The sequence below is a fragment of the Rhizobium sp. ERR 1071 genome, from assembly GCF_007828675.1.
Taxonomy (GTDB): Bacteria; Pseudomonadota; Alphaproteobacteria; order Rhizobiales; family Rhizobiaceae; genus Rhizobium; species Rhizobium dioscoreae.
Genome location: NZ_VITM01000001.1, coordinates 263,309 through 287,391, shown reverse-complemented (window position 1 = coordinate 287,391; position 24,083 = coordinate 263,309). Strand labels below are relative to the sequence as shown.

Sequence of the window (24,083 nt, the reverse complement as noted above, 5' to 3'; positions counted from 1 at the left end):
TATAGTCCTTTAGGAAGCGCTGGAATATTGCAGCCTGAACTGCGCGAGCACTGCGAAGATTCGCAGGCCATTGATGATGTCCGGCGGATAGAGAACGTCGACGCGATCCGGATTGGTGCTGTTGCGTTCCACCACGAGATTGGAAGCGAATGCGTCCAGGTTTTCCACCAGGCCGTCGTACTCCATGTCAGAATATTCCGACACGAGCTCGGCTTTGATGATCTTCGGTGTGATGATCGCTTGACCGGACGCAAAGACAGTGCCGTCGTTCGCCAGCTTATGGCGCGGGTACTTTGACGTGATTGCACCCTTCAGTCGGCGGAATATCTCCGCCAGAGTGTAAAGCGTCGTTGCAAGCGCATAAGCATTGTCGGCCTGGCCGTAGCTGTTCTGCTGATACCGCATGGCCTCGCGTATGATCGCCGGATAGCCGTTCGGATTGACCTTCTGAATTGCAATGCCAACCGAAACCAGATTATTCATCTGGGCAACGGTAAATCGCTGCTCGGATGGCGCCGGCAGCACACCGGTCATTTCGAGCGTCTGCAGAGGACGTGCCGGATCGTTTGCCAAGCCGCGGATAGCCGCAGACGTATAGGCCGCAGTCCAATCCCAAACCGGCGACGGCGAGGCAGGCTCAACGGCCAGAACGCTTTCGACGGCCGAATTGCCCGTTGGACCCCACGTCATCAGATTGCTATAGGTGTCGCGGCGAGCGCTCCAGACGGCGCCGTAAAGCTCTCGCATCCATCCCCAGCGTCCAGTGTCGCCAAAGCCATATTCGATGTCGAACAGATCGAGCGTGCCAGAATCGGTATAAGGCAGACCAACGAAGTCATATTGCGTTTCGCCGAGGGCAATAATCGCATCTTCGAAATTCGGAACGCCGGCGCCGTTGGTGGCAACGGTATGAACAAGCGTGATGCCGGCGGGGAGCGCCTGGCCGCCATTTGAACCGAGATAGGTGTCAGTGATGACAATATCGTTGCCGGTGGCACCCTTCCATTGGCACGTGTAGGTCACAACGCCGGATACAGCCGCAGCGGTCGACGGAAGAGTCGTCATGGCATTGACAGCCGCAGCGATATTCGTTGCGATCGCAGCGGCAGCATCGCCAGCCTTCACACCGACGTTGACAAGCTGGCCGGCAACATAGAGCGAGATAACGCCAGATTCCGTTGCTGTGCCAGTGACAGTCGTCGTCTGCGATGCCGCAACACCGCCCGTGGGATCATCAACCGCCATGCAATAGAGAAGCGCCGCAGGATAGACCTTGAAAAGGCGATAAACCATGCGCTCAAGCATAGAGCCTTCACCAAAGAGTCTTTTCGCAACGGCAACCGAGCCGATGGCATAGACCTTGTTCGACACGGCATTGCCGGCGGCAAGCTTCTGTCCGATGAAAATTGCCGGATGAGTGGTGGTGCTACCGGTGCCGGCCTGCGAAGAATCGACCTCTGCATAGAACAGAGGGACATTCCAGGAGGAAGGGAATGAATTGAAAGAAACAGACATTAAGAATTATCCGTTTTCGCGCTGCTGCTCGACGTCTTGCTAGGCGCCGGCACGTTCTTTGCGATTGCTCCATCCCTGATCAGGCGGAACGTGAATTGGTCTGCGAGCCATTCGGCGCCGCCATCGGGGAGGCTGCCGGAGACAGGATGGCTCAGCTTCGCACCCGGCTGTGCGGGAACGACAAAAACCGTTTTGCTCATGTGGTTGGTGATCTTCTTCGTTAGGACGCTGGGATAGTCCACGTCCTGTTGAACGTGTCCGCCGTATCGTCATTGTTCGGCTTCGCCGTGACGCTCAGTGTCGCGAAATTGTCGGGAATGACCGGATCATAAATCCAGCGGTAGAAGAACTGGAACTCAAGCTGCAGCTCGAGAAAGTAGGACTCGCCGTCCTTCTCGTAGATACGGCGGCGGCGCATGCCATTGATCGATTCAAAACGAAAGCTCTCGTCTGTGCCAAAACCAACAAATGTCGGGTCGGTCAAAAGCGTCGTTTCGATCGCGTCGATGTCAGAATCAATCATTCCGTCAATCACGGACGGATCGTCAAAGCCGCGCGAGACGGCGACAATGATTGTCGCGGTAACACCGAATTTCGGCGGCCCGGTGTTTGCATCGCCATCCGGATCGAGGCGCTCATCGGCAATGAAAATCGAAAGCGCCGGCAGATCATCGACCGATAGCGTCGGCGTGCCTTGCTTGCGGATCGTCGTGTAACCAGTCAGCGTTGACAGGCGGTCGTAGATCGCCTCTCTGATAGCCGTTGTATGGCTGGTCATCGGACCTCTTTCAACCTCAGCTCCGCACCGCCCTGCCCATCAGGGAATGATGCGTCGACTTTGTAGGTCTTGCCGTTGAGAGCGATCTTGTCACCCTCGCGAGGCGGCACCGTGAATTCGCTCAGGCGAATTCCGAGCGTCACATTCGTCGATGCCATCTCCGAGCCGTCAGCCATCATTACGATTGCCTCAGACCGGTCATAGACACCGGTGGCGGCATATGGCTGAGCGCTCGGCTGGGATTTGAGAGGCGTGACTGTAACAGTCACGCCGAAAGCCGCCATGCATGGCGACAAGACAAGGTTGTCAAAATCCATGGCGGCCTGACTGCTTAGCTTGCGGTGCCCGTGTACAGGACTTCCGGACGCGTGCAGATGAACAGCGGGTAGCTGTAGATCTCGAACTTCGTCCAGGCATTGCGGTCACGATCCGGAATCGTCAGAGCGTACTGCTCCTGGCCGAACGTGTTGATCCACGGTTCGAATTCCGCCGGGCCATAGGCAACCTGGAACAGGTCACGCACACCGACCGGGAAGAAGATCGCAGCGTTGTCGCCAACCGCGATCGTCGACTTGTCGTCGGTGCCGCGGTAGTTGTGGAAGTAGATGCCGCCGAAATAGAAGGCATCGAACACGCTCGCCTGCGTCGCGCGCAGACCTTCTGCTGCCTGCCAGTTCTTGTAGGTCAGCTCGACTGACGGATGCTTGACCAGGGCGTCAAAGAACGCATCGCCGACAAGCGCATGCACCGTCGTGCTCTTGGTGAAGCCGCCCTTCGATGCGCGCGCCATGCCGCGAGCGATCTTCTTACAAAGGTCGTTCACGTTGATGGTCGCATCGGAGAAGGCGAAGGCAACGGGCGTATTCGGCGAGATGCCCCACTCGGCAAACCAGTCGATGAGTACGCTACCGTCCGAATCCAGCCACTTGCCCTGCAGCGCACCGAGGCGTGCATATTCGGCCGTGATGTCGAAGTCGTCCTTGAGACGCGACAGACGGCGGGCCGCTTCGGCCTGAACCTGCATCAGCTCCGTTTCCGTACCGAATTGACGGATGCCGTTCAGCTGCTCAGCATAGAGCGTAAAGGACTTCGCCCATCGCCGGGTGCTGAAATTGCGGATATCGCGCTTGTCATCCTGCAGCTGCGTCGGCGGCGCACCGATCTGCGACGTCGGGATCAGCTGCATGAAGCCGTCGCGCTTTTCGATCGCGATGCTTCGGGTGTTGGTCGGAACGGGCTCGAAAATATTGAGCTCGTTCAGGAACTGCGGCTTGTAAGGGATTTTTTCAAGCGCAGTGGTCAGCGATACGGTGTGAAACGCATCGCTGTTAAAAATGTCCATGCTTGCCATTAGATAAAGTATTCCTTTAGCGAACGGAAATGCCGAGGGCTGCGAGTTCCGCGTTCTGGGCGGCAATCAGCGTCGGAGTGTTGACCGAAGGATCGCGCGTGAGGTGCTTCCCGTTCACTTCGCAGGTGCGGGTGAAGGCGGTCACCGGTTCGTCGGCACTTGTCGCATCGACGCGATAGCCGGTGATGGCAGCCGCGATCTGCGAGCCGTCAGTTGCCGTGGCGGCTGAAGGCAGGTACTTGCCGGTGGCCGTGACCTTGCCGACAACGGTGCCCGGCTGAACAACGCCGGCGCCGGAAGCGATCACGATAACGTCGCGCGAGATATAGCCCGGCGCTTCGGTAACCAGGAACTCAAGGCTCCATGGCTGCTGGGTAAAAGTGGTCATGTCTGAAATTCCTTAGCGCTTGCTGAGCTTTGCAACGGCGGCATCCCAGCCCTTGGCGACGTCTTCGGCCTTGGTTCGAACGACGGCACCGCGAGCGTTGCTCGTGCGGCCTTCATTCTCTGCTCGCGCCTTGAGAAGGCGGCGGCGCACATCTGCCAGCGGGACGGCCTTGGTGAGGAAGCCGGCAGTCAGGTCGTCGCGCCCGGCGAGCGCACACAGATCGGCAACGCGGCGAGCATAGGACAGACCCTTGGCGCTGGCTCGCGCCTTGCGGGCGGTCGGCTCGTCGTCATCTTCCTTGTTGTCGTCGTCCTCGTCGGCATCGGCGCGCTTGTCGTCGTCATCGTCGACGTCGGCCTTCATGTCGTCGTCATCGTCGTCGGCGCTGAGATCGTTGTCGTCGTCCGCGCGGGCCTTGCGTGCTTTGCGAGCGCGGCGGGCATCGGACGGCTTGTCGTCGTTTTCGTCGCCGTCTTCGGCGTAACCATCGTCTTCGGCCTTCGCCAGGATGGCAGAGAGCGCATCAAGCTTTGCCGACAGAGCGGCAATCGCCGCTTCGGTCTTGTTCTTTCTTGGCGTTACAGCCATAGCAATTCCTTTATGCATGGCAGTTTCAACTGCCGCGCGTAAATGTTGTGGAACGAGTTTGAGGTTGATCGACGCCTGCGAGGGATCGATGACCTCGTCGCATAGGCCGAATTCAACGGCTTCCTGGGCACTCAAGAGGCGGTTCTCTTTCATAAGAGCGAGAACATCTTCCTCGGATTGCCCGGTTTTCCTTGCGTATGCCTCAACGTAGCGATCGGTCAGCCTTTGCAGATCTTCCGAAGCAATCCTGAGTTCATCCGCCGTCCCGCCTGCGCCGGCGCTGTACGGCTCATGAATCAACATGAAACCGTTGCTGGCGATCTCGACGCGATCCGCAGCCATCGCAATGAGCGTGGCAGCACTTGCTGCCAGACCTTCAATGCGCGCCGTGATCTGCGCCTGGGACATCGACAGGATCGTAAAAATCGCCTCGGCCGTGAACACGTCACCGCCCGGCGAATTGATCCTGACGAGCACCTCGGCAGGATTGCCGAGAGCTTTGAATTCGGCGTCGAACCATTGGGCGGTGATACCCTCCCCGGTCTCATCGGCGCCGATGCCGCTGAACAGGCAGATCTCAGCGGGCGACGGCGCCATGGCCATCACCCTCTTGTGTCGGGTCATCTGGTAGCCTGCCCTTCGAGTTGTTCTTGTCTGGATTCGGCCGCGTCCGGATCGCTGTCGTCTGCCGGCGGCGTCTTGGACAAGGACTGTCCAAGCGGGCTATCGGTCAGCAGGATCTCGAGATCGCGAACGCGCTTCTGATCGGCTGCAATGCGGCGATCGGTTTCCTCAGGATCGTAACCGAGCTCCTCGATCACATCGCTGCGAGCCTTGAAACCGTTATCGACAAGAAGCTTTTCTGCCTGGCCGTCCTTCAGTGGGTCTATCCAATCGAACCGCGGCGGAATCCATTTGACCTTCAGGTATTTCCGGCGCTTCGCCAGAAAGTCCGGAATATCGATTTCGCCGCTGATCACGGCGTCCGTCAGCCACCTCGCCCAAACCGGGCGACACATCTGAAACACCATGCAGCTATGTTGAAGCTGCGTCAGTCGATTGCGGAACTCGACAAGAGCTTGCCGGGACGACGAGTAGTTCGTCTTAGCGTTGTCACCGGTCGTTGACGTATAGGGCACGCCCATACCCGTCGAAGCTGCCAGAAGATTTCGATACTGAAACGGCTCGTATGAGTTGCCGGCTTCGGCCGGATCGCTGAACTTGATGTCCTCGCCTGGCAATAGGCTCTGGATCGTGCCTGGCTCCAGGACCGGAAACGGCCCATTGTCCGCGCTCGGCGTGGTGTCGTCATCGTCATCATAGTCGAACATGGCGTCCGGCGCCGCGCTCGTGACGAAGCCAGCATACATCGCGGCAAGCTTTTTGCGCTCGAGCTCTGCGTCGTCGTACTGGTCGACGAGGAACAGCTTCACGATCGATGGTGTGATCCACGGAACGCCGCGCATCTGCCCAGGTCGAAGCGGTCGATAGATGTGCAAGACCTCGTCGGCCGGCACCCTGACATAGGTCAGCGGGTGGACGCGGTAGTAAGGGTCTCCGGGATAAACCGAATAGAACCAATAGGCTACCCGGCGATCGTTGCCGTCAAGCTCGATGCCGTTGATGATCTGGTTGCCATCGTCGGCCATGTGGTTCTTGTTGTACGCGAGCATCTCGCTTTCGAGCAGCTGCAGTTGTAGCGGCACGCCAGGCATGTTGTTGCTGCCGGATCGAAAGCGAATGAAGCATTCACCGGCCTCAAACAGTGCGCGGGCTACAAGCGCCTGCAGACCATAGAAATCCGTCTGCCCGGTAAAGTCCGCCTGGTCGGTCCACTCGCGCCACAGCAGCTGCAGCTCATCCTTCATGGATGCATCGTCGAGCAGCGGTGACGGCTTGATGCCGGCGCCAACGAGATTGGCAACGAAGGATTCCGCGGCGGACGCCACATAGGGATTGTTCCGCAGAAGATCGCGGGACCGTGCCCGCAACTGCTCGCCGTCTGCTGACACAAGCTGCGTCATGCTGGCGCGGGTCGGCTGCCACGTCGACAGCCGGCGGCGCATTTGTGCGCCCTCGAAACCCATGCCGGTATAGTATGCCTTGGCCGCTTTGGTCTTTTGACCAAAGCCGAACGACTTCAGAAGAGAAAATGCCAATGCTTCGCCCTCAAAGTCGCTTGCATGTGATCGGACGGAACTGGCGCTTGATCTTCGTGCCGTTCAGGTCGGCTTCCATCAGTGCCTTGAGCTCGAGCATCTGCTGCAAGTCTCGATATTGCACCGACTTGCCCTGGTAGCTGACGCTCGTCGCGCCAGCCGCAATCGCGGCGCAAAGCGCCGTGTATTGGGCCTGTGTGTATGTGGACATCGAAAATCCTAGATATAGCTCGACCGGCTAATGCGCCGAACCGGGCCGCGTCTCCGCGGCACCTGCGCTACGGCCGGCGCGGCAACTGGTGCCGGGCGCGGCTGTGGCTCTGGCGGTGTTTCCGGCAAGCTGGCAGCGACGTTGTCGTTAGCCGGTGCTAGTGGTTCCTCGACCGGCTGTTGCTCAGCTTTTGGCCGGCGCACGACATCAAGCCGGGTGCGCAACGACTTCAGAGCGGCGTAGGCATAGACGAACGTGTCGAGCGCCTCGTTTCGCTTGCCGGTTCCGCAAACCCAAACTCGGTACGGTCGGCCATCGCGATAGCGCGTAACGGCCTGCTCCGCGGTCAGCTGAAAGAAGTAATCAGCATCGACCGCATCGGCTTGCGGGAAATGGATATAGCCCGGTGCTGCTGCTGGGATGCGCAGGCGGCCGTAAATGGCATCCTTTGCCGTATCCACGCCGACGATGAACAGGTTCTCGTTGGTCTTGGTTTTCGACGCGCGCGTCGGCCAAACCGGCTTTGCGCCCGGAGCACCCTTGATAGGCCAGACACGCCGAGCCTTTCGGCTCTTGCAGAAGGCAAGAACCATCGCCGCGTGATGGCCGCCAGTGTCGATGGCAACCGAATGTATGCGGAGCGAGCGGCCGGCCTCCGTATGCAACGGCGTCAGCAGATACTCGTCCAGGCGCTTCCATGTGTCTTGCTGCGACGGATCACCGTGCAACACCATGTAGTCAGCAACCCAGGCCTCTTCGCCGGCGCCCCAGACAACGGTTTGAACCTCAAGACGGTCGCCCTGAACGTCAACGCCAGCAGTAGCAACACGAACGGCGTCCGGCAGAGAATCCCTGTCATAGGTCTCGATGCGCGAAAGCAGCGGGCCTGCCGAGACGGTTTCGCCTCGCTCTTCCCAGGTTTCGCCAAGAACTGTGTTCGTCCAGACCTTTAGAAGCTCCGGATGATCCTTTGCCTCAAGAAATTCCGTGACGATCTCTTCCAGCTTCACCCACGGTGACAACAAGCCTGGAATGTGGAAGCCGGCAGTGCCTTTGAATTCTGCTGTCGCCCGCCACTCACCCTGTCGGATGGCGGCCCAGCGCTGCGCATCGTTCCAGAGCGCTCCGCACTCCTCGCAGACATAATGCGCCGTTTCCGGCTTGTGCCCCTCATGCGAGTTCCAATGGACCTGAGACCACTTGAGATACTGGCCTTCACCGCATTCCGGGCAAGGAATGAAATATCGCCGCTGATCGCTGTTCTGAAACTCGCGATCAATGACGCTTTCCCCCTTGATTGTAGGGGTGGAGCCGACGAGCGTCTTCCGGTTCCAGAACGTCAACTGACGTTTCTGCGCCAGCTTCAGCGGGTCACCTTCGTCGCCGGCCGAAACCGGGTAGCGATCTACCTCGTCGGCGAGCACGATACGAATAGGTCGAGATGCAAGGCTTGCCGGCGAATTGGCACCGACGATGGTGACCTGGCCGCCTGGAAACGACTTGTGCAGCATCGTGTTGCCGCTGTCGCGCGCCTTGCTGTCGGACACCTTGGCCGTTAAGGCCGGCGTGTCTCGGACCATCGGCGCCAAGCGGTCCTTCGACCACGCCTGCGCCATCTCGAGTGTCGGCTGCATAATCAGGACCGTCGAAGGGTCCTGATCGATATAGTAGCCGATGGTGTTGTTCAAAATCTCGGTATATCCGACCTGGCTACCCTTGGAGATGACGACCTTGGTCACCTCGGGGTCGGCCATGGCGTCCATGATACCGCGCTGATACTCAGCTCTTGCCGTTACCCATCTTCCGGGTTCGGCCGACGCCTCTGGACTGAGGCGTCTTTCTTTGTCGGCCCACTCGCTGATTGTCAGGTTGGGCGGTGGTGTCAGCACCGTCCAGCAATTCGCCTGAATCGCCCGGTGGGCTGAATGTCCAGTCTCGGAGGCGGGTGCCGGCGAGTTCTTCAAGAGCGTTGTGGACTTCATTCTTCACCACGTCGCGTACAACGACCGTTGACGTCTCCCCCACGATCAGTGGCGCGACCTTTGATGGAATGGTCAGAATCTTCGCCCTGACACGAGCAAAGGCCGACGTGACGGCCGAAACCATTTCAGCCAGCGGCGCGAGTTCGCCGCGCGTCACGGCGTTCTGAAGTTCCAGCCTGTCGGCTGCTTCCTTGTCCTTGCGTGCGCGCTCCTGCTCGCCGTCGATCTTGCCGGGCGGAACGGCCTGCGCGGCTTCGCGGCCGGCGGCAACTTCTCGCAGGTGGCGGATGTATTCGACACGCGCCACGTTGAGATCGTAGGAACTGCGCGTCGACTTCGTGATCACGCCGCGGGCCACGAGATCGGCGGCGGTGCGCGTGTTCACGTCGATGTGGTCGGCAACTTCCGCAATGGTGGCCATCGTCTCAACGCTCCGTTGCGCTGGAGCGGAAACATGATGGCCCCCCTCCATTTTTTCGTCTGTACCTAGAAAAGCTCTGCGATGGCGCGATACCTGAGGGTGGTTTTGGCGGGAAGGACCCGCCGATTTTTCGGAGGTGTGCCCTCCTCGCCTCACTTCCGAATGGCGCCTTTGATGGCGTCCAGCATCGCGGCCTGCGTTCGCATCTGCATCTGCTCTGTCATGACGCGTTTGAAATCCTCGTGCATCGGAACTGCCTTGGGGATTTTGACGCTGGCCTTGAGCACATAGAGAAGCTTGAGGTGTCGTCGCTTGCCTTTGCCGACAGGAGCATAGACCGCATCGCCTTTGCGAAAGGCGCCTTTGACATTGCGTGGGCGCTGCGAGGCAACGACACCACGAGAGCCAATACGTTGCCCGGCGACTGGCACGGCAACAGCGCCGCGCTCAACCGACTTGTTGCCGCCATCGGCATGCAACGAGATGTTGCCGCGTCCATTGGCACGCTTGTCGGTTATGGCAATGCTGAGATCTGTCTTCGTGGAAGTCTCGACGCCAAGAGCCCATTTGATGAAGCTCTTATTTCGCATGGTCACATGCTGCGGCCACGTCTGGTTGATCAGAACTTCGCGAGTTGCAAAGGCGGACTGATTGAGCGCCTTGCTGATACCGAACGCCATCTGTTTCGGCGTGGCGCTAAGTCGGCTGGCGGCTCTTTCAAAAGCAGACGTGTCGATTTTGACCAGATCCGCCATAAGAGCACAACCACGAGGAATGAGAGGAGATGGAGAGGTAAACTGGAATCGAACCAGCATTGAACGGATTTGCAATCCGCTGCGTAACCATTCCGCCATTACCTCAATATTGGTTGCAGGGGTCAGATTTGAACTGACGACCTTCAGGTTATGAGCCTGACGAGCTACCGAGCTGCTCTACCCTGCAATATTGGAGCCGACAGCATGATTTGAACATGCACCCACCGCCTACAATGCGGTGACGCTACCGTTACGCCATGTCGGCAATTGGTCTAGGTGGCAGGGTTCGAACCTGCGACCCCGTGATCCCAAATCACGTGCGCTACCAGTCTGCGCTACACCCAGTAAACGTTACAGCGCCTTTGCGAGCGCGACGATTTCATCCCATGCATGGAGATCGATGCCGAGCTTGTCATAGACGGCCTTGATCTTGGCAGCAGCGCTTTCGAACTCGCTGACAACTGCCTTGACCTCGTCTTTGACGTCGTCGACGAGTGCGGATGCATCAGCAGCAACAACGCCGGCGACCTGAGTTGCGGCGGCTTCGACGGTGGCTACGACTGGCGCAACAACGGCGCCGGCCTGGGCAATGACGGGGGCAACCTGTGCGACAACGTCCATTTCGGATTTTCCTTTTGCGAATAGGCTTTTCAGCCAAGCGATGAATTTGGACATGATGAGTTCCTTGCGGAATGCTGAAAAACCAAAAGCGGCAGCTCGACACCGCCGAACGGTGGAGCTGCCGCAGGATCGCCCGTCGCCGAGGAGAAAGCGCCAGGTGATTGGAATGAGGCCGACCCAGCGATCAACGCGAGTGTGAACGTCCGCGGACCGGTGACGCCTCAAACAGAAGGGGCCGCCCAAAGCGGCAGCCCATCTCTTCACTATGATACGTCACTTCGCGGCACGTTTAGGCACATCGTCTGTAACTTTGTTGTCGTTAGCCGCTGAAAGCACCCTCGCCGCCTCGACAAGCGCCGCCTTCCCCGCGCGATCGGCATAGTCGTCAGAATAGCCAAGCTTTAGGCCAATTGACTTCAGTGTACCGCGAGCGGCAACTTCTTCGATCACCGCGGCTGCTTCGCCCTTCCTAGGCTCCGGTGCTTCCCAAGCTTGGGCACCTCCCGACGTATTCCCCTTCAGGTTAGAAACGCCACCGATGAAACCGGCTCCTTTGGCAATCGCGTCGTCGCACCGGGTTGCGGGAAATGACAGCTGTTCGAAGGGCACGCTCCCGTCCACGCCAAAGCTTTGCAACAGTCGTCGAGCTTCCGTTCGGCCTGGTAACGGGTCAAGCATCGGTGGCAGAACGGGACGGCTTGATATATTTCGGGGCAGCGGCATGGCTTCCAATGGTGACCTCGTTGTCGGCTTTGTTTTCAGATAGCGATCGTTATCTCTCGCTGGAGCCTTGTCAGAGCGCACCGTTGACACCCGATCGACCGGGCGCAACTTGTGTCCTTTTTTGGTTTCTCCCCACTCCAAAAGTTCGCCGTTGCGAAACTTGAGCGAACCTAAGGTGATGCGCTCGTAACCCTTCTCGCCTCGCTGAAAAGCCAGGCTGGAGCCGGCTGAGGCGGTCATGAGCTCGCCGATCGTGGGGCGGATCTCTTGGCGGTTTTCCGAGATCTCCGTATCCCAGCTGCTTTCGGATTTCGGCATTGCTGCTGCCATCGCCGCCGCAAGCTCTGGATGATTGTCAAACAACCACCGTAGCGCCGGAAGCGTGCCGCGATAGCGCGGCTGAGGCTCCTTCGCCGGCTTATTGTCGTTGGCCGCGACCATAGGAGCATGTTCGGCGGAAAGCGCCTCAGCAAATGATTTGAACTTTGCCTTCATCCAGAGACCTTCTTTGTTGCCTGTTGCTGCGGCTTGTTATCGTTCGCCGGAACCAGCGAGCCGAAATCGATCGCTGTTGGCCGCCGTGCCGCGGCATCATTGAGTTTCTCGAACGCCGCGCGCTTGTCGCGTGGCAGAACGAAATCGTGGTTCATCTCCGGGGCGGCGCCGATACCAGGGAATGGACCCCCGATGTTCTCGAGTCGTGATCGAAGCATTTCAACCTCCAGGATCTAGTGGGCCATCACTGCGGGGCGTGACACCGTGACAACGCGAGACATCCTACCCCTAAAGGGGTAGGTATTGTCACGCCGGTGTGTCACGTTGACGCCCGTGTTGTGACAAGATTTTCTACCGTGACAAACGTCACGCAGCGTCACGTTCTGTCACGCTAAACAGTCCATTGATGACTGAGACGCTGGACCCTAAGGTCCTCTTGTCCCTCTCAAATCGCTTACGTTTTCCTGCTTCCGATATCCCTTCAGCGGCCTGATATACCGCTGATCGCCACTGACCTTCCGTCACCGGCTTGCCCTCGTTTGCTGCAATCGCCTGCTGCAGCGTTTCCATCGCCTTCGCGTAGCTTCGAACGCGTGACATGTCACGCTCGCCTGTAACGCTTGTCGCGGCGGCTTCTTCAACCAGAACCGGCGCCGTGGTTTCCGGATCTTCCTGATGATCTCGACCGAGACTGACCGTCTCCATTCGATAAGTGCGCGTAGGTCGATCAGGGCTTTCGTTGTTTTTGGCTACCTTTGCAACCGAGACGTCACGCTTGCGCGTGACGTGGATAGTCATGTCAGCGGCGCCCTGCAGCTGTCCGGCGCCGCGCATGCGCGCTTCGCCGCTAATAGGCGAGTGGTGCACCACCACGACCGAGCACAGCCCTTCAGGGTTGCCATGGCGAACGGCGTCCGTGAGGCTGTTTACCGCCCGGTGCATGGCGTCAGGGTTGCTGTCAGAGGCGCTCATTGCCGCGGCGAGTGTGTCGACGATCACGACTTCCGCACCGTACTCATCAGGGAAGTGATAAGAAGCCGCCCGTATCACTGCGCGTAGGAAGTTCTCCTCGCAAAGATCGATGGGACCGTCGTAAATCAGCAAGTTACTGAAAGGTTCGCCGCCGTGGTGCTTCACAAAGGCATCGACGCGGCGTTTGACCTGATTGCCGCGCTCAGCCGCAATGTACAGAACGTTGTGCTGTGGTCCGTCTTTCCTATCTCCGAAATCCCAACCCGCAGCGAGACGGCAGGCAAGATCGACGGAAAACACCGACTTGCCAGCTTCGCTGGAACCAAAGATTGCAGTTAGATCGCCGCTGCCAATCCAGCCAGGAATCTTCCAGTACTTGTGGCGCGGTGCACTCTGCGAAGCATGTGCCGTCAGATGAGTGGAGATGGATCGGAATGTTTCATTTCCATCATCGAACTCATCCCAGTCGATCGACGCTAAGTTCTTAATCACATATCTCCTCTCCCGGCGTCTGGCCGGTGGACAAAATTGGCCGATGTTGTTTTTGGGCATAAGGTATTATGGGCAGTGGCCAGCTGAACGTCCAAAAAGCGGACCGTGGGGCGTGTTATGAATGCGCGACCAACATTCAAGCCGGCGAGACTTTGCTTGCGATCGCCGCCAAGGAAAGCGGCATCGAAATTTGCGCTTAATGTCACGCTGCTATGGGCAAACTGTTGATCCAATTTGCAATTTCAGACTCTCGCCAGCGAACGCACGCTTCAGACAATTGAAGCGGCTTCGGGAAGGTGCCAGCTCCCATACGACGATATATCGTCGAGGTGCCCAGCGAGGTAATTTGCTTGACGGCGGCTAGGTTCAGCAGCCGATCGGGAACGTTATCATTTGTAATATCCATGAAACCTCCGTTGACATTCTTCTCGAAGATATATACCAAAATAACAAATTTGTCAAGATGGTCATCAAGGGTATGCCAAGAATGTCCAGGTTTTCTCAGATGCTCGATGCCGAGCTCAAGCGCCGCGGCCAATCCGAGCGCGAAGTCGCTCGAGAGTTCGGCTGGTCGCAGCAAGCCTTCAACACCTGGCTGAAGGGCGGTATTCCGCGCCAGCAATTCTATCTGCGCATCGGCGACTTTCTGAATATCAGCCAAGGCGATCTTGTCGCGCTGCTCGAAGAAGCTCGCGAGAGCGATGGCAACACCAAACTTCCGGCAATGGGTGCTCCGCTGCTCGGACGCGGTTCGGGAGCCCACATAGTCATCGATGAGTTCCCTTTTGGTTGGGCGAAACCACAAATCGATGGATGTTACGCCGTTCGTGTCGATGGGCGAACGTTATGGGTGAATCCGGCTCTGACGCCCGTACCGGGCAACAAGGTACTAGTGCGCAGTGGCTCCGATGGCAGCATCAATACATGGCCCTGCCCTGGCGATGATGTGCACGTCATTGTTCTGGCAGAATTGATCTGACGCCGGCCGCCGAGCGATGGGCCTTGGCGGTTGTGCTGTCGATCATCCGGATATCGGTGTCGTTCGTCTTGACCAATGCATCGAACAGCCATGCGCGCCGTCGAATAAGTAACTTACTTCGCCTTCGCCAAAACCTTCCGCGGCCGACCAATCAGTTCCTTAGGCGACGGCGCATCCTTCAAGATGAGATCGGCCCATATCTGGGCAAGTTCTATACGTCGTTCCAGATGCTCGGCGCGATCGTAGGCCGCCTTCACCTTGTTCTCCGGCCTATGCGCGAGCATCAACTCAATGATAGCATGGTCCTGGCGATAGAGCGTATTCATCACCGTGCTGAAGGTCGATCGCCACCCGTGCGGCACGTGACGATAATGGTATCCGGCCCGATTTAGCATGTAACCCATCGCGTTTTCCGACATCGGCTTGTGCGCGTGCCTGGCATTCGGAAACACGAAGGGTCCCTTGCCGGTGATCAACCGGATGGTGTTGATGAGCTCGACGGCCTGCCATGGTAGCGGGATCAGGTGATCGCGGTCCGGATCATCCTTGTACTCTTTGCGCAGCTTCATCCGGGCGGCTGGGATTTCCCAGATAGGACGATTGTGCTGCAGAGTGTCGAACTCATGCCATGGCGTGGTGGCGAGGGTGCCCGGCCGGGCGGCCGTGATCGCCAAGAGCCGATGAGCAAGTTTGGTGATGGGATGCGCCGGCGTGTTCTCGACGTCTTCCAGCATTTTTCGCGCGGCATCGAGCTTGACGATAGCCGGTTGCTTCCCGCGCCTGCGGGGTGCCAATGCCTTCTGGATCATAGCTGCCGGGTCAGTGTTAGCCTTGCCGCTGCTTATGGCGTAAACAAACACCGCCGATATTCTCTGACGAACGCGCGCCGCCGTTTCTTTGGCATCCCTCGCCTCGATCAAGCGGATTACCGAGAGGACGTTGGCCGGGGTTATGTCGTTCATTGCGAGTGCGCCGATGAACGGAAACACGTCCTCTTCAAGACTGTCGAGCACGTCCTTTGCGTGGCGCTCCACCCATTGTGGCTTCTGCAGCTCATGCCACTCCTTCGCCATAACTTCGAAGGTGTCAGCCTGAGAGCTCTTAGTGGAAATCTTTTCGATCTTTTTGACGGCGCTTGGATCTCGGCCGCTTTTTAGCAACTGCTTTTGCCGATCGCGCTCGGAGCGAGCATCGACCAAGGACATCTCGGGATATTGTCCCAGCGATAGCAGCTTCTCTTTGCCGTTAATTTTATAGCGATATCGCCAGAGCTTGCCGCCTGCTTTGCTGACGAAGAGAACAAGCCCTCCCGAATCAGTCAGCTTATAATCCTTCTCCTGCGCCTTCGCTTTTCGAATTTGCACATCTGTCAGCATTGCGGTCCCCAAACCAAAATACCCGCCTTCCCCGTCCGGCATACCCGCTTTAGTACCCGCTTTTTCTCGGAAATGGGCGGTTAGGGATGGGAAGGCTCGGCAAAAGAAAGCCGCAAAATTGCTTGGAAATCAAGCGATCTTGGTGATGTATGGACAAGTTTGGGAAAGCCTGTTGGCGGAAGAGGTGGGATTCGAACCCACGGTACGGTTTCCCGCACGCCGGTTTTCAAGACCGGTTCCTTAAACCACTCGGACACTCTTCCAAGCAACTGAAAAGGCCTGAAAAATCCACATAGTGCTGATTTTTCGAAACCGGGTGTGGCTACCGGTTTTCTGCCCAATCACTCGACGGCTGGCTTTTTAGCAGCTTTGGTCGCCGCGTCAACTTGTTCCGCCTAGCTCCTTCGCATTCTCGATGTCGGCTGGAACGGCGATTGAGGAATATTCATCGAGCCGGGTGGCGCTGCGGGAACTTCATATCGTCAGCGCGCTAAAAATAAGGTGGCCCGGCCGCTGAAATGGCCGGGCCACCTTCGCCAGGTCAGGGGTCAAATCTGACTGAAGCAAGCTATTAATAAGTGATACTTATCTTTTGTCAATTATCAGTACGCCGGACCAAGCACTTGATGATCGCCGCCATGTTGATGGCTTCGGCTATCCGGGATAGTTTCCTTCCATGGCTTCTGACGATCATTCCCTGTCTCTTGGTATCACCCCCCTCGCCGGCCCTGCCCTCACCGCTTTTTTCAGCCGGGACGCCGTCGTGGTCGCATCCGATCTGATCGGGATGCGCTTCACTGTTGCGGAGGTGGGCGGTCGAATCGTCGAAACGGAGGCCTATCGACCGGATGATGCGGCATCTCACGCCTATAACGGGCCGACGTCGCGCAATGCGGCCATGTTCGGACCGGCCGGCCATGTCTATGTCTACCGCTCCTACGGCATTTACTGGTGTCTGAATTTCGTTTGCACCAAGGGGAGCGCCGTGCTCATCCGGGCGCTCGAGCCGGAAAACGGCATCGCGCACATGATCCAGCGGCGGGGGCTGGCCGACATCGTCTCGCTTTGCAACGGGCCGGGTAAGCTCTCGCAGGCCCTGGCCGTCGATATCGATCTCAATGGCCGTTCATTGGATGCGGCGCCGTTTTCGCTTTCGCTTGCGGAACCGGTGCCGGTCGTTTCCGGCAAGCGCATCGGCATCACGAAGAACATCGATCCCCTTTGGCGTTTCGGTGCCGCCGGCTCACGCTTTGTCAGCCGCCGTTTTCCATGATCGAACAAAAACGGCCGCCGGGGTGGTGCCCGGCAGCCGCTGAGCCACGCAGTGAAACTGGAAAGGCTGCGTAGCTATTCCATCGCGACGCTGTGATCGACCGCCGGCGGTGCCTTCGGCTTGCGCAAGAGCACCAGCAGCGGCATGGCGAAGATCGACATCAGCATCAGCAGCTTGAAATCGTCCATATAGGCGATGATGGTCGCCTGCGTCGTGATCATCCCATCGAGCGTCGCACGACCGACTGCCGTCATCGGGCTCACGCCCTGTGCGGCCGCGAGGCCGAAATACCGATTGAATGGCGTGACATAGGCGGCGATATTAGCATGGTTGACCTGCGTATTCTCGGTAATCAGCATCGAGACGACCGAAATGCCGACGCTGGAGCCGATATTACGCGAGAGGTTGTAGAGGCCGGTCCCTTCGCCGCGCATCTGCGCAGGTAGCGTCGCGAAGGCAATGGTTGTCAGCGGCACGAAGAGGAAGCCGAGGCCGGCACCCTGGACGAAGCCGACCGAAATCAGCGTCCATTGCGAAACATCCGGCGTCCAGCCTGTCATGTCGTACATGGCCCAGGCCGTCAGCGCGAGGCCGATGAACAATAGCCAGCGGGTGTCGACCTTGCCGATCAGCCGCCCAACCAGAAACATGCAGAACATGGTGCCGAGGCCGCGTGGCCCCATGACGATACCGGCAGTGACGACCGGATAGCCCATCAGCGTCTGCAGATAAGGCGTCATTAGCGCCAGCGAAGCCAGATAGGTTACGCCGACGATGAAGATGAACAGGATGCTGACGGCAAAGTTCTGGTCCATGAAGAGCCGCGGATTGACGAAGCTTCGCTCGGCCGTGAACATGTGCACCAGAAAGAGATAGAAGGCGCTGACGCAGACGAGCGCCTCGACGATGATCTCGCTCGAATAGAACCAGTCGAGCTGCTCGCCGCGATCGAGGAACAGCTGCAAACCGGCGATCGCGATCGAAAGCATGCCGAAGCCGAACCAGTCGAGCTTGGCGAGTGCATCGAGCTTGGTTTCCGTCACGTAGACGACGATGCCGAAGAAGGCGAGCGCACCGATCGGCACGTTGATGTAGAATACCCAGCGCCAGCTGATATTGTCGGTCAGCCAGCCGCCGATGACGGGACCCAGAACCGGCCCGACCATGACCGAGACCCCGAACAGCGCCATGGCACGGCCGCGCTCCTCGACATTGTAGATATCGAGCAGGATGCCCTGTGACAGCGGTACGAGCGAAGCGCCGAACAGGCCCTGCAGCAGGCGGAAGCCCACAATCTGTATCAGCGATTCCGACAGGCCGCACAGCACCGAGGCAACGACAAAGCCGGCGATTGCCACCAGCAAGACCCGCTTGCGGCCGAATTTTGCCGAGAGGAAGCCGGAGGGCGGCGTCATGATCGCCGCAGCGACGATGTAGGACGTCAGGACCCAGTTGATCTGGTCGGCGCTGGCGGAAACGTCGCCCTGGATATGCGGCAGGGCGACATTGGCGATGGTGGTATCCAGCGCCTGCATGATGACGGACAGGATGACGCAGGCGGTGATCGCACCACGATTGGCAACGGGCGCCGCGGGAGAAGCGGTGGCGGTATTACTCATGATCCTGACCGCGGGAATGACCCAGCAGGTTGGTGACGAAATCAGGCAGGCCGCGGGCATGGCCGGTGTCGACATCGGCGACGACGCTCATTCCGACGCGCAGCGGAGGCTTGCCCGCCGTGTCGTCGATATTGATGATCATCGGTATGCGTTGGACGACCTTCACCCAGTTGCCGGTCGTGTTCTGCGCCGGCAGAAGCGAGAAGCTGGAACCGGATGCCGGCGCTATGCTGGCAACCGTGCCCTTCCAGGTCACACCCGGATAGGCGTCGACCGAGATATCGACCTTCTGGCCGGGCCGGACATAGGTGAGTTCGGTTTCCTTCGGGCTGGCGTTGATCCATAGATGTGTGGTGGAAACCAGCGAAAATCCTGGCTGGGAAGCCGTCAGATAGGCGCCGACCTGCAGCGAGGGTACGTTTGCGGTCACGCCGTCGAAGGGGGCTTTGACGACGGTGTCGTCAAGTTCGCGTTGCGCATTGTCAACCGCAGCCTTCGCCTGCAGATAGAGCGGGTTCTGCTCCGGAGGCAGATCGGCAGTGCCTTCGCCGCCCAACTGGGCGAGAGTCGCGGCGGCTGTGGCCTTTGCGACCAATACCTTCTGCTGCGCGGCTTCGAGGTTGTGTCTGGCCTGGTCGAGAGCCGCCTTGGAAGCGACCGAATTGGTGATCAGGTTCTGCTGGCGGTCGAATTCCGTCTGATAGTACGGGATGTCGGCCTGCGCCTGCGCAATTTCCGACAGGGATTGCTTGTAGCTCGCCTGCAGGTTCAGGATCTGGTTCCTAGCATTGCCGAGTTGCGCTTTCGCACCTTCAAGCGCGATCCGGAACGAATCGGGCTTCAGGCGGAAAAGCACCTGTCCTTTCTTCACCACCTCGTTTTCATGCACGTCGACCGAGATTACCGTGCCGGAAACGTCGGTGGAAACACCGACCATATCGGCCTGAATGTAGGCATTGTCCGTGGACATGATCTGCCCGCCGGTGACGTAGTAGTAGCCACCGATGACAAGCGCGACCGGAAGCAGCGCAAACAGGACTGGTCGCGTCATGCCACGGCGTTTGCGCGGCGCCTCCGGGGGCGCTGCCGGTGCGGCCGGCGCGGTCGTGGAAGGCTGGGGCGCCGGGTTGGAGGATGGAGCCTCGGCGATGGGAGCTTGATTTTGTTCGGAGGAGTTTGCGTTCGCGGGTACGCGAAGTGGGGAGGATGCTTCAGCCATGTTGTAACTCTTTATCGACTGCTTTTGAACGGCAGGCGCTAACCAGGTTCGATTTCATAAGGGTAAGCAATTCATAGAGGCGCTCTTGATCTTCCTGAGAGGCGCCTTCGAGCGCTTCCTTGCGCGACTGTTCGCCAATGCTGCGCATGGCGTCCATCAACGGCCGGGCCTCTTCGCGCATATAGAGGAGCCAGCTGCGCCGATCATTCGGATGCTGCCGGCGCTCCACCAGCCCCCGTTCGCTGAGCTTGTCCAGAATACGCACCAGCGTGATCGGCTCGATTTCGAGAATTTCGGCCAGTCCGGCCTGATGGATACCTTCATTGTTTGCAAGGTAGGCAAGGGTTTGCCACTGCGAGCGCGTCAGGCCCAAATCCTTCGCGCGCTGCTCGAATCTCTTCCGAAGCAGTCGCGCAACATCATGGAGGAGAAAACCAACGGTGGGGGTCGAAATCATTGTATGGGGAGCCTGCTATTCATAAGCAACCTTATAATTGTTGTTACGTATAGTAAGCGCCCACGTGATACAAGAGGGTGCGCGTTCAACAAATGGCGATGGTCAACATGCCGCAGGGAGTGTCACAAAGATGTCGCAGCAGGCTTCGGTTGTGGTGCAATGCATATATTCTGCAATTCTTGCATACGGGGCGCTTGCAGTTACCAATTGAAAAGGCGCGAACGAATCGTCCGCGCCTTTTTCGGCAGTTTCGCAGCTGCGGTCGTTCGGAGTGGCTGGTCCACCCGTCGAGAGCTCGTCTTGACTAGCGTCGGCTCAGAAGGCCGATCAGATAACCGATGCCTGCTGCGGCAGCGACCATGAAAATCGGCTCTTCTCGAACTCTCTCGCGCAACTGCTCCGTGATCTCCTGGGCTTCCTCCGCGACGACAGATTTCGCTCCCTGCCCCACAGCCGCCACGCTTTGTGACAGCTTTGCCAGATCTTCGCGTAAGGCTGCGACCTGGGCGGCAAGATCCTCCATTGCCGTTTCCGTTTGTGCTCGCGCCGAAGACGACTGAGTAGAGGCTGATTTGGTCTCTGCCATCGTGTGCTCCTTATGTTTCCGCATTGCTAGAACGCTGCCGCTTCTCAAAGGTTCCGGCATGGCTGCACCTCATCAGGCGATTTCCCCACTGGCTCTTCAATTCCGGTTCGGATTGTTCTAAGGAACTCCGATTGTTTCGCCTGCGGGCGAAGACTTGATGATGACGAGGTTTGCTTTCCGATGTTCGACGTGCTGAGAAAAATCGCCCAGACCTGGGTTGCCAAAGGTTTGTTGCTTCTTCTTGCGGCGGCCTTCGGCGTGTGGGGCGTCGAGCGGTCCCTTATCACGGGCGGTGGCAGCAATACCGTTGTCACAGTCGGCGATCAGCACATCGATACCAATGAGTTCCGCCTTGCCTATCGCCGCCAGATCCAGGCGATCAGCCAGCAGCTGCGCATGCAGATCACACCGGAGCAGGCTCGCGCCTTCGGCATCGGGCAACAGACGGTGGCGCAGCTCGTCGCCGGCGCTTCGCTCGATCAGCTCGCCGCTGACATGAACCTCGGCCTCTCGCAAGACCGCCTTGCCAAGCTCATCGGCGACGATCCGGCCTTCAAGGCTGCGAACGGTGCCTTTGACCGCCAAAAGTTCGATATGCTTCTGCGCAACAGCAACATATCGCCCGATGATTATATCAAGGAGCGCAGCAAAGTCGCGATCCGCAGCCAAATCGTCGAAGCTGTGTCCAACGGCTTTGTCGCACCGGCGGTTCTTGCCGATGCGGTCAAGCAGTATCACGACGAGACCCGCAGCATCGATTATCTGTTGCTGACCAATGCCAATATCGATCCCGTCAAGGCGCCGGCCGACGACGTGTTGCAGAAATGGTTCGATGGCGTGAAGTCGAAATATCGTGCGCCTGAATACCGCAAGTTCGCCTATGTGAAGTTGCAGGCCGAGGATATTGCCGATGTGGCAAGTGTCACGGATGACGAAGTGCGGGCGCAGTTCGACAAGCGCAAGGACAGCTTCACCACGCCGGCAACGCGCACCATCGAGCAGCTGACCTTCGCCAACAAGGATCTCGCCAATGCCGCAGCCGATGCGCTGAAGACGGGAACCACCTTCGATCAGCTCGTCTCCGATCAGGGCAAGAAGCCGTCCGACGTGCTGCTCGGCACCTTCACCAAGGATCAGGTTCCGGACAAGACCGTTGCCGAAGCGGCGTTTGCCGTCTCCAAGGAAGGTGGCACCACGCCCGTCGTGGACGGTTCATTCGGTCCGGTCATCCTGCGTGTAACCAATGTGAAGAACGAAACGGCCAAGAATTTCGACGACGTCAAGGAAGATATCCGCAAGCAGATTGCGCTCGGCAACGCTGCCAATGAAATCACCAGCGTCCACGACAAGTTCGAAGACCTGCGCGGCTCCGGCGCATCGCTGCAGGATGCGGCATCGCAACTCAAGCTGAAGCTCGTTACCATCGATGCGATCGACCAGACCGGCCTCGATCAGAATGGCAATGAGATCAAGGATCTGCCGGCCCGCCAGCAGCTGATCTCGGAGGTCTTCAAGGCCGATCAGGGTGGCAACCCTGCTCCCCTGACGGTCGGCAATGATGGCTACATCTGGTATGATGTCATGAACGTCACGCCCGATCATGATCGCCCGCTTTCCGAAGTCCGTGAAAAGGCAGTTGCCGACTGGACCGCCGAGCAGCAGAAGGTCGCGCTTGCCGCCAAGGCCGCCGAGCTGAAGCAGGAAGCGCAGAAAGGCAAGTCGCTCGCCGATATCGCCGCGCCGCTTGGCATCGCTGTTGAAAGCAAGACCGGCATCACGCGCTCGACGGATGATCCGGTTCTGGGTCGCGGCGGTATCGCTGCCGCCTTCTCCGGTCCGGTCGATACGGCCGCCAACGCTGTCGGCGCCGATGACACGACGCAGATCCTGCTCAAAGTCACCGATGTCAACGACAATCCGACGACCGATGCGCTGAGCAACGACGATCAGCAGGTGGCCCAGATCGCCAATGCTGCCGGCGACGACATCCTCGACCAGATAGTCGGCCAGCTGCAGTCCAAATACGCCGTAACGGTCAACCAGAGCCTCGCCGAACAGGCGATGTCCCGCTAGACCCATACGGGAGGATGGATCATCAATGACAGAATTGAAGCCTTTCCTCGCCAAGGTGGCCAATCGTGAGGCGCTGACGCGGGACGAAGCCCGGCAGGCATTCGAAATCCTGATGTCGGGCGAGGCCACGCCGTCGCAGATCGGTGCATTTCTCATGGCGCTGCGCGTTCGCGGCGAGACGGTGGATGAAATCGTCGGCGCCGTGACGACCATGCGCGCCAAGATGCTGCCGGTGGAAGCGCCTGCCGATGCGATCGATATCGTCGGCACCGGCGGCGATGGCTTTGGCACATACAATATCTCGACGCTGGCGGCATTCATCGTCGCCGGCGCGGGTGTGCCCGTCGCCAAGCACGGCAATCGTGCCCAAAGCTCCAAGGCCGGCACCGCCGACACGCAATCCGTATTGGGTATCAAGCTCGATATCGGACCTGAGACGATTGCTCGCTGCATTCGGGAAGCCGGTATCGGCTTCATGTTCGCGCAGCTGCATCATTCTTCCATGCGCCATGTCGGCCCCTCGCGTGTCGAACTCGGCACGCGCACGATTTTCAATCTCCTTGGTCCGTTGTCCAATCCTGCCGGCGCTCGTCGTCAGCTGCTGGGCGTCTTCGCGCCACAATGGGTATTGCCGCTGGCCGAGGTGCTGAGGGATCTCAACGCAGAGAGCGTCTGGGTCGTGCACGGCGACGGCTTGGACGAGATCACCACGACGGGCAAGACCTCCGTAGCGGCCCTGGAAAACGGCAGGATTCGTAGCTTCGAACTGACACCGGCCGATTTCGGCCTGCAACATGCTGACCTTGCCGATCTCAAGGGTGGTGACGGCGTTGCGAACGCCGCAGCCCTTCGCGCAGTGCTCGCCGGCGAAAAGAACGCCTATCGCGACATCGCCCTTGCCAATGCGGCGGCCTCGCTGGTCATTGCCGGCAAGGCGGAAACGCTGCATGATGGCATGAAGCTCGCGGCTCATTCGCTCGATAGCGGCGCCACCGCCGTTGCACTGGAAAAGCTCATTGCCGTTTCCAATGAAGAAGGACAGGACTAGGA

General features: G+C 58.8%; 25 protein-coding genes and 5 tRNA genes. 4 read left to right on the top strand and 26 right to left on the bottom strand.

Features of this window, described 5'->3' with window-relative positions:
- Window positions 1-9 precede the first annotated feature (9 nt).
- The 20 genes from FBZ99_RS01420 to FBZ99_RS01325 all read right to left on the bottom strand — a co-directional run bounded on the left by FBZ99_RS01420 (window position 10) and on the right by FBZ99_RS01325 (window position 13,857).
- Window positions 10-1,515 carry a phage tail sheath C-terminal domain-containing protein gene (locus FBZ99_RS01420; RefSeq protein ID WP_145631153.1) on the bottom strand — a complete coding sequence of 502 codons (1,506 nt, stop codon included), beginning with the start codon at window positions 1,513-1,515 and terminating at the stop codon, window positions 10-12.
- A gap of 220 nt (window positions 1,516-1,735) precedes the next feature.
- Window positions 1,736-2,293: a hypothetical protein gene (locus tag FBZ99_RS01410; RefSeq protein ID WP_145631149.1), complete on the bottom strand. Its 558-nt coding sequence runs from the start codon at window positions 2,291-2,293 to the stop codon at window positions 1,736-1,738.
- A complete protein-coding gene (locus FBZ99_RS01405) occupies window positions 2,290-2,610 on the bottom strand; it encodes a head-tail joining protein (RefSeq protein WP_145631146.1) in 321 nt (106 codons plus the stop codon). Before FBZ99_RS01405 ends, FBZ99_RS01410 begins: the two co-directional genes overlap by 4 nt.
- Window positions 2,611-2,624: 14 nt before the next feature.
- Complete coding sequence (locus FBZ99_RS01400) at window positions 2,625-3,644, bottom strand: major capsid protein (RefSeq protein WP_113216181.1); 1,020 nt, start codon at window positions 3,642-3,644, stop codon at window positions 2,625-2,627.
- Between the two features lie 16 nt (window positions 3,645-3,660).
- The gene (locus tag FBZ99_RS01395) at window positions 3,661-4,032 is read right to left on the bottom strand and encodes a head decoration protein (RefSeq protein ID WP_145631144.1); all 372 of its coding nucleotides are present in this window, start codon (window positions 4,030-4,032) and stop codon (window positions 3,661-3,663) included.
- 12 nt (window positions 4,033-4,044) lie between these two features.
- Window positions 4,045-5,244 carry a head maturation protease, ClpP-related gene (locus tag FBZ99_RS01390; RefSeq protein ID WP_145631142.1) on the bottom strand — a complete coding sequence of 400 codons (1,200 nt, stop codon included), beginning with the start codon at window positions 5,242-5,244 and terminating at the stop codon, window positions 4,045-4,047.
- A complete protein-coding gene (locus FBZ99_RS01385) occupies window positions 5,241-6,779 on the bottom strand; it encodes a phage portal protein (protein ID WP_145631140.1) in 1,539 nt (512 codons plus the stop codon). Before FBZ99_RS01385 ends, FBZ99_RS01390 begins: the two co-directional genes overlap by 4 nt.
- Window positions 6,780-6,789: 10 nt before the next feature.
- Window positions 6,790-6,990: a phage head-tail joining protein gene (locus FBZ99_RS01380; protein WP_145631138.1), complete on the bottom strand. Its 201-nt coding sequence runs from the start codon at window positions 6,988-6,990 to the stop codon at window positions 6,790-6,792.
- Between the two features lie 8 nt (window positions 6,991-6,998).
- Complete coding sequence (locus tag FBZ99_RS01375; protein ID WP_333783685.1) at window positions 6,999-8,753, bottom strand: phage terminase large subunit family protein; 1,755 nt, start codon at window positions 8,751-8,753, stop codon at window positions 6,999-7,001.
- Between the two features lie 16 nt (window positions 8,754-8,769).
- Window positions 8,770-9,393, bottom strand: coding sequence for a terminase small subunit (locus FBZ99_RS32995; protein WP_186450270.1), 624 nt, complete (start codon window positions 9,391-9,393; stop codon window positions 8,770-8,772).
- A 152-nt stretch (window positions 9,394-9,545) separates the two neighbouring features.
- The gene (locus FBZ99_RS01370; RefSeq protein ID WP_145631134.1) at window positions 9,546-10,208 is read right to left on the bottom strand and encodes a hypothetical protein; all 663 of its coding nucleotides are present in this window, start codon (window positions 10,206-10,208) and stop codon (window positions 9,546-9,548) included.
- Window positions 10,179-10,253 (bottom strand) — tRNA-Cys (locus tag FBZ99_RS01365). Before FBZ99_RS01365 ends, FBZ99_RS01370 begins: the two co-directional genes overlap by 30 nt.
- A gap of 5 nt (window positions 10,254-10,258) precedes the next feature.
- Window positions 10,259-10,335: transfer RNA gene (locus tag FBZ99_RS01360), tRNA-Met, on the bottom strand.
- A gap of 4 nt (window positions 10,336-10,339) precedes the next feature.
- Window positions 10,340-10,413: transfer RNA gene (locus FBZ99_RS01355), tRNA-Thr, on the bottom strand.
- Between the two features lie 3 nt (window positions 10,414-10,416).
- Window positions 10,417-10,493, bottom strand: a tRNA-Pro gene (locus FBZ99_RS01350).
- 6 nt (window positions 10,494-10,499) lie between these two features.
- Window positions 10,500-10,823 carry a hypothetical protein gene (locus FBZ99_RS01345; protein ID WP_145631132.1) on the bottom strand — a complete coding sequence of 108 codons (324 nt, stop codon included), beginning with the start codon at window positions 10,821-10,823 and terminating at the stop codon, window positions 10,500-10,502.
- Between the two features lie 219 nt (window positions 10,824-11,042).
- A complete protein-coding gene (locus FBZ99_RS01340; RefSeq protein ID WP_145631130.1) occupies window positions 11,043-11,987 on the bottom strand; it encodes a hypothetical protein in 945 nt (314 codons plus the stop codon).
- A complete protein-coding gene (locus FBZ99_RS01335; protein ID WP_145631128.1) occupies window positions 11,984-12,205 on the bottom strand; it encodes a hypothetical protein in 222 nt (73 codons plus the stop codon). The genes FBZ99_RS01340 and FBZ99_RS01335 overlap by 4 nt, the downstream gene beginning before the upstream one ends.
- 148 nt (window positions 12,206-12,353) lie before the next feature.
- Window positions 12,354-13,451, bottom strand: a complete 1,098-nt coding sequence (locus tag FBZ99_RS01330; protein WP_186450269.1) for an AAA family ATPase — start codon at window positions 13,449-13,451, stop codon at window positions 12,354-12,356.
- Between the two features lie 202 nt (window positions 13,452-13,653).
- Window positions 13,654-13,857, bottom strand: a complete 204-nt coding sequence (locus FBZ99_RS01325) for a helix-turn-helix transcriptional regulator (protein WP_145631124.1) — start codon at window positions 13,855-13,857, stop codon at window positions 13,654-13,656.
- 81 nt (window positions 13,858-13,938) lie between these two features.
- Here FBZ99_RS01325 and FBZ99_RS01320 point away from each other — a divergent pair, with 81 nt between their 5' ends.
- Window positions 13,939-14,430: a helix-turn-helix domain-containing protein gene (locus tag FBZ99_RS01320; RefSeq protein WP_145631122.1), complete on the top strand. Its 492-nt coding sequence runs from the start codon at window positions 13,939-13,941 to the stop codon at window positions 14,428-14,430.
- Window positions 14,431-14,543: 113 nt separating this feature from the next.
- On the opposite strand, the gene FBZ99_RS01315 is transcribed toward FBZ99_RS01320, so the two are convergent.
- Window positions 14,544-15,806, bottom strand: coding sequence for a tyrosine-type recombinase/integrase (locus FBZ99_RS01315; protein ID WP_145631120.1), 1,263 nt, complete (start codon window positions 15,804-15,806; stop codon window positions 14,544-14,546).
- A gap of 173 nt (window positions 15,807-15,979) precedes the next feature.
- A tRNA-Ser gene (locus FBZ99_RS01310) sits at window positions 15,980-16,069 on the bottom strand.
- A gap of 413 nt (window positions 16,070-16,482) precedes the next feature.
- Between FBZ99_RS01310 and FBZ99_RS01305 the strand changes: the two genes are divergently transcribed.
- Entirely contained in the window at window positions 16,483-17,079 is a 597-nt protein-coding gene (locus FBZ99_RS01305) for a DNA-3-methyladenine glycosylase (RefSeq protein WP_145631117.1), read from the top strand.
- A gap of 74 nt (window positions 17,080-17,153) precedes the next feature.
- Here FBZ99_RS01305 and FBZ99_RS01300 read toward each other — a convergent pair whose 3' ends face one another.
- From FBZ99_RS01300 to FBZ99_RS01285, 4 genes are all read right to left on the bottom strand, one after another.
- Window positions 17,154-18,698 (bottom strand): DHA2 family efflux MFS transporter permease subunit, encoded by a 1,545-nt coding sequence (locus FBZ99_RS01300; protein ID WP_113330682.1) that lies wholly within the window; start codon window positions 18,696-18,698, stop codon window positions 17,154-17,156.
- The gene (locus tag FBZ99_RS01295; protein WP_145631115.1) at window positions 18,691-19,917 is read right to left on the bottom strand and encodes an HlyD family secretion protein; all 1,227 of its coding nucleotides are present in this window, start codon (window positions 19,915-19,917) and stop codon (window positions 18,691-18,693) included. Before FBZ99_RS01295 ends, FBZ99_RS01300 begins: the two co-directional genes overlap by 8 nt.
- The gene (locus FBZ99_RS01290) at window positions 19,910-20,374 is read right to left on the bottom strand and encodes a MarR family winged helix-turn-helix transcriptional regulator (protein WP_069612200.1); all 465 of its coding nucleotides are present in this window, start codon (window positions 20,372-20,374) and stop codon (window positions 19,910-19,912) included. Before FBZ99_RS01290 ends, FBZ99_RS01295 begins: the two co-directional genes overlap by 8 nt.
- 304 nt (window positions 20,375-20,678) lie before the next feature.
- A complete protein-coding gene (locus FBZ99_RS01285; RefSeq protein WP_069612302.1) occupies window positions 20,679-20,960 on the bottom strand; it encodes a hypothetical protein in 282 nt (93 codons plus the stop codon).
- 180 nt (window positions 20,961-21,140) lie between these two features.
- Here FBZ99_RS01285 and FBZ99_RS01280 point away from each other — a divergent pair, with 180 nt between their 5' ends.
- Together FBZ99_RS01280 and trpD are read left to right on the top strand one after the other, a co-directional pair.
- On the top strand, window positions 21,141-23,033 hold the full coding sequence (locus FBZ99_RS01280; protein ID WP_113352517.1) for a peptidylprolyl isomerase: 1,893 nt from the start codon (window positions 21,141-21,143) through the stop codon (window positions 23,031-23,033).
- 25 nt (window positions 23,034-23,058) lie between these two features.
- A complete protein-coding gene (gene trpD, locus FBZ99_RS01275) occupies window positions 23,059-24,081 on the top strand; it encodes an anthranilate phosphoribosyltransferase (protein ID WP_113330679.1) in 1,023 nt (340 codons plus the stop codon).
- The last annotated feature ends 2 nt before the right edge of the window (window positions 24,082-24,083 follow it).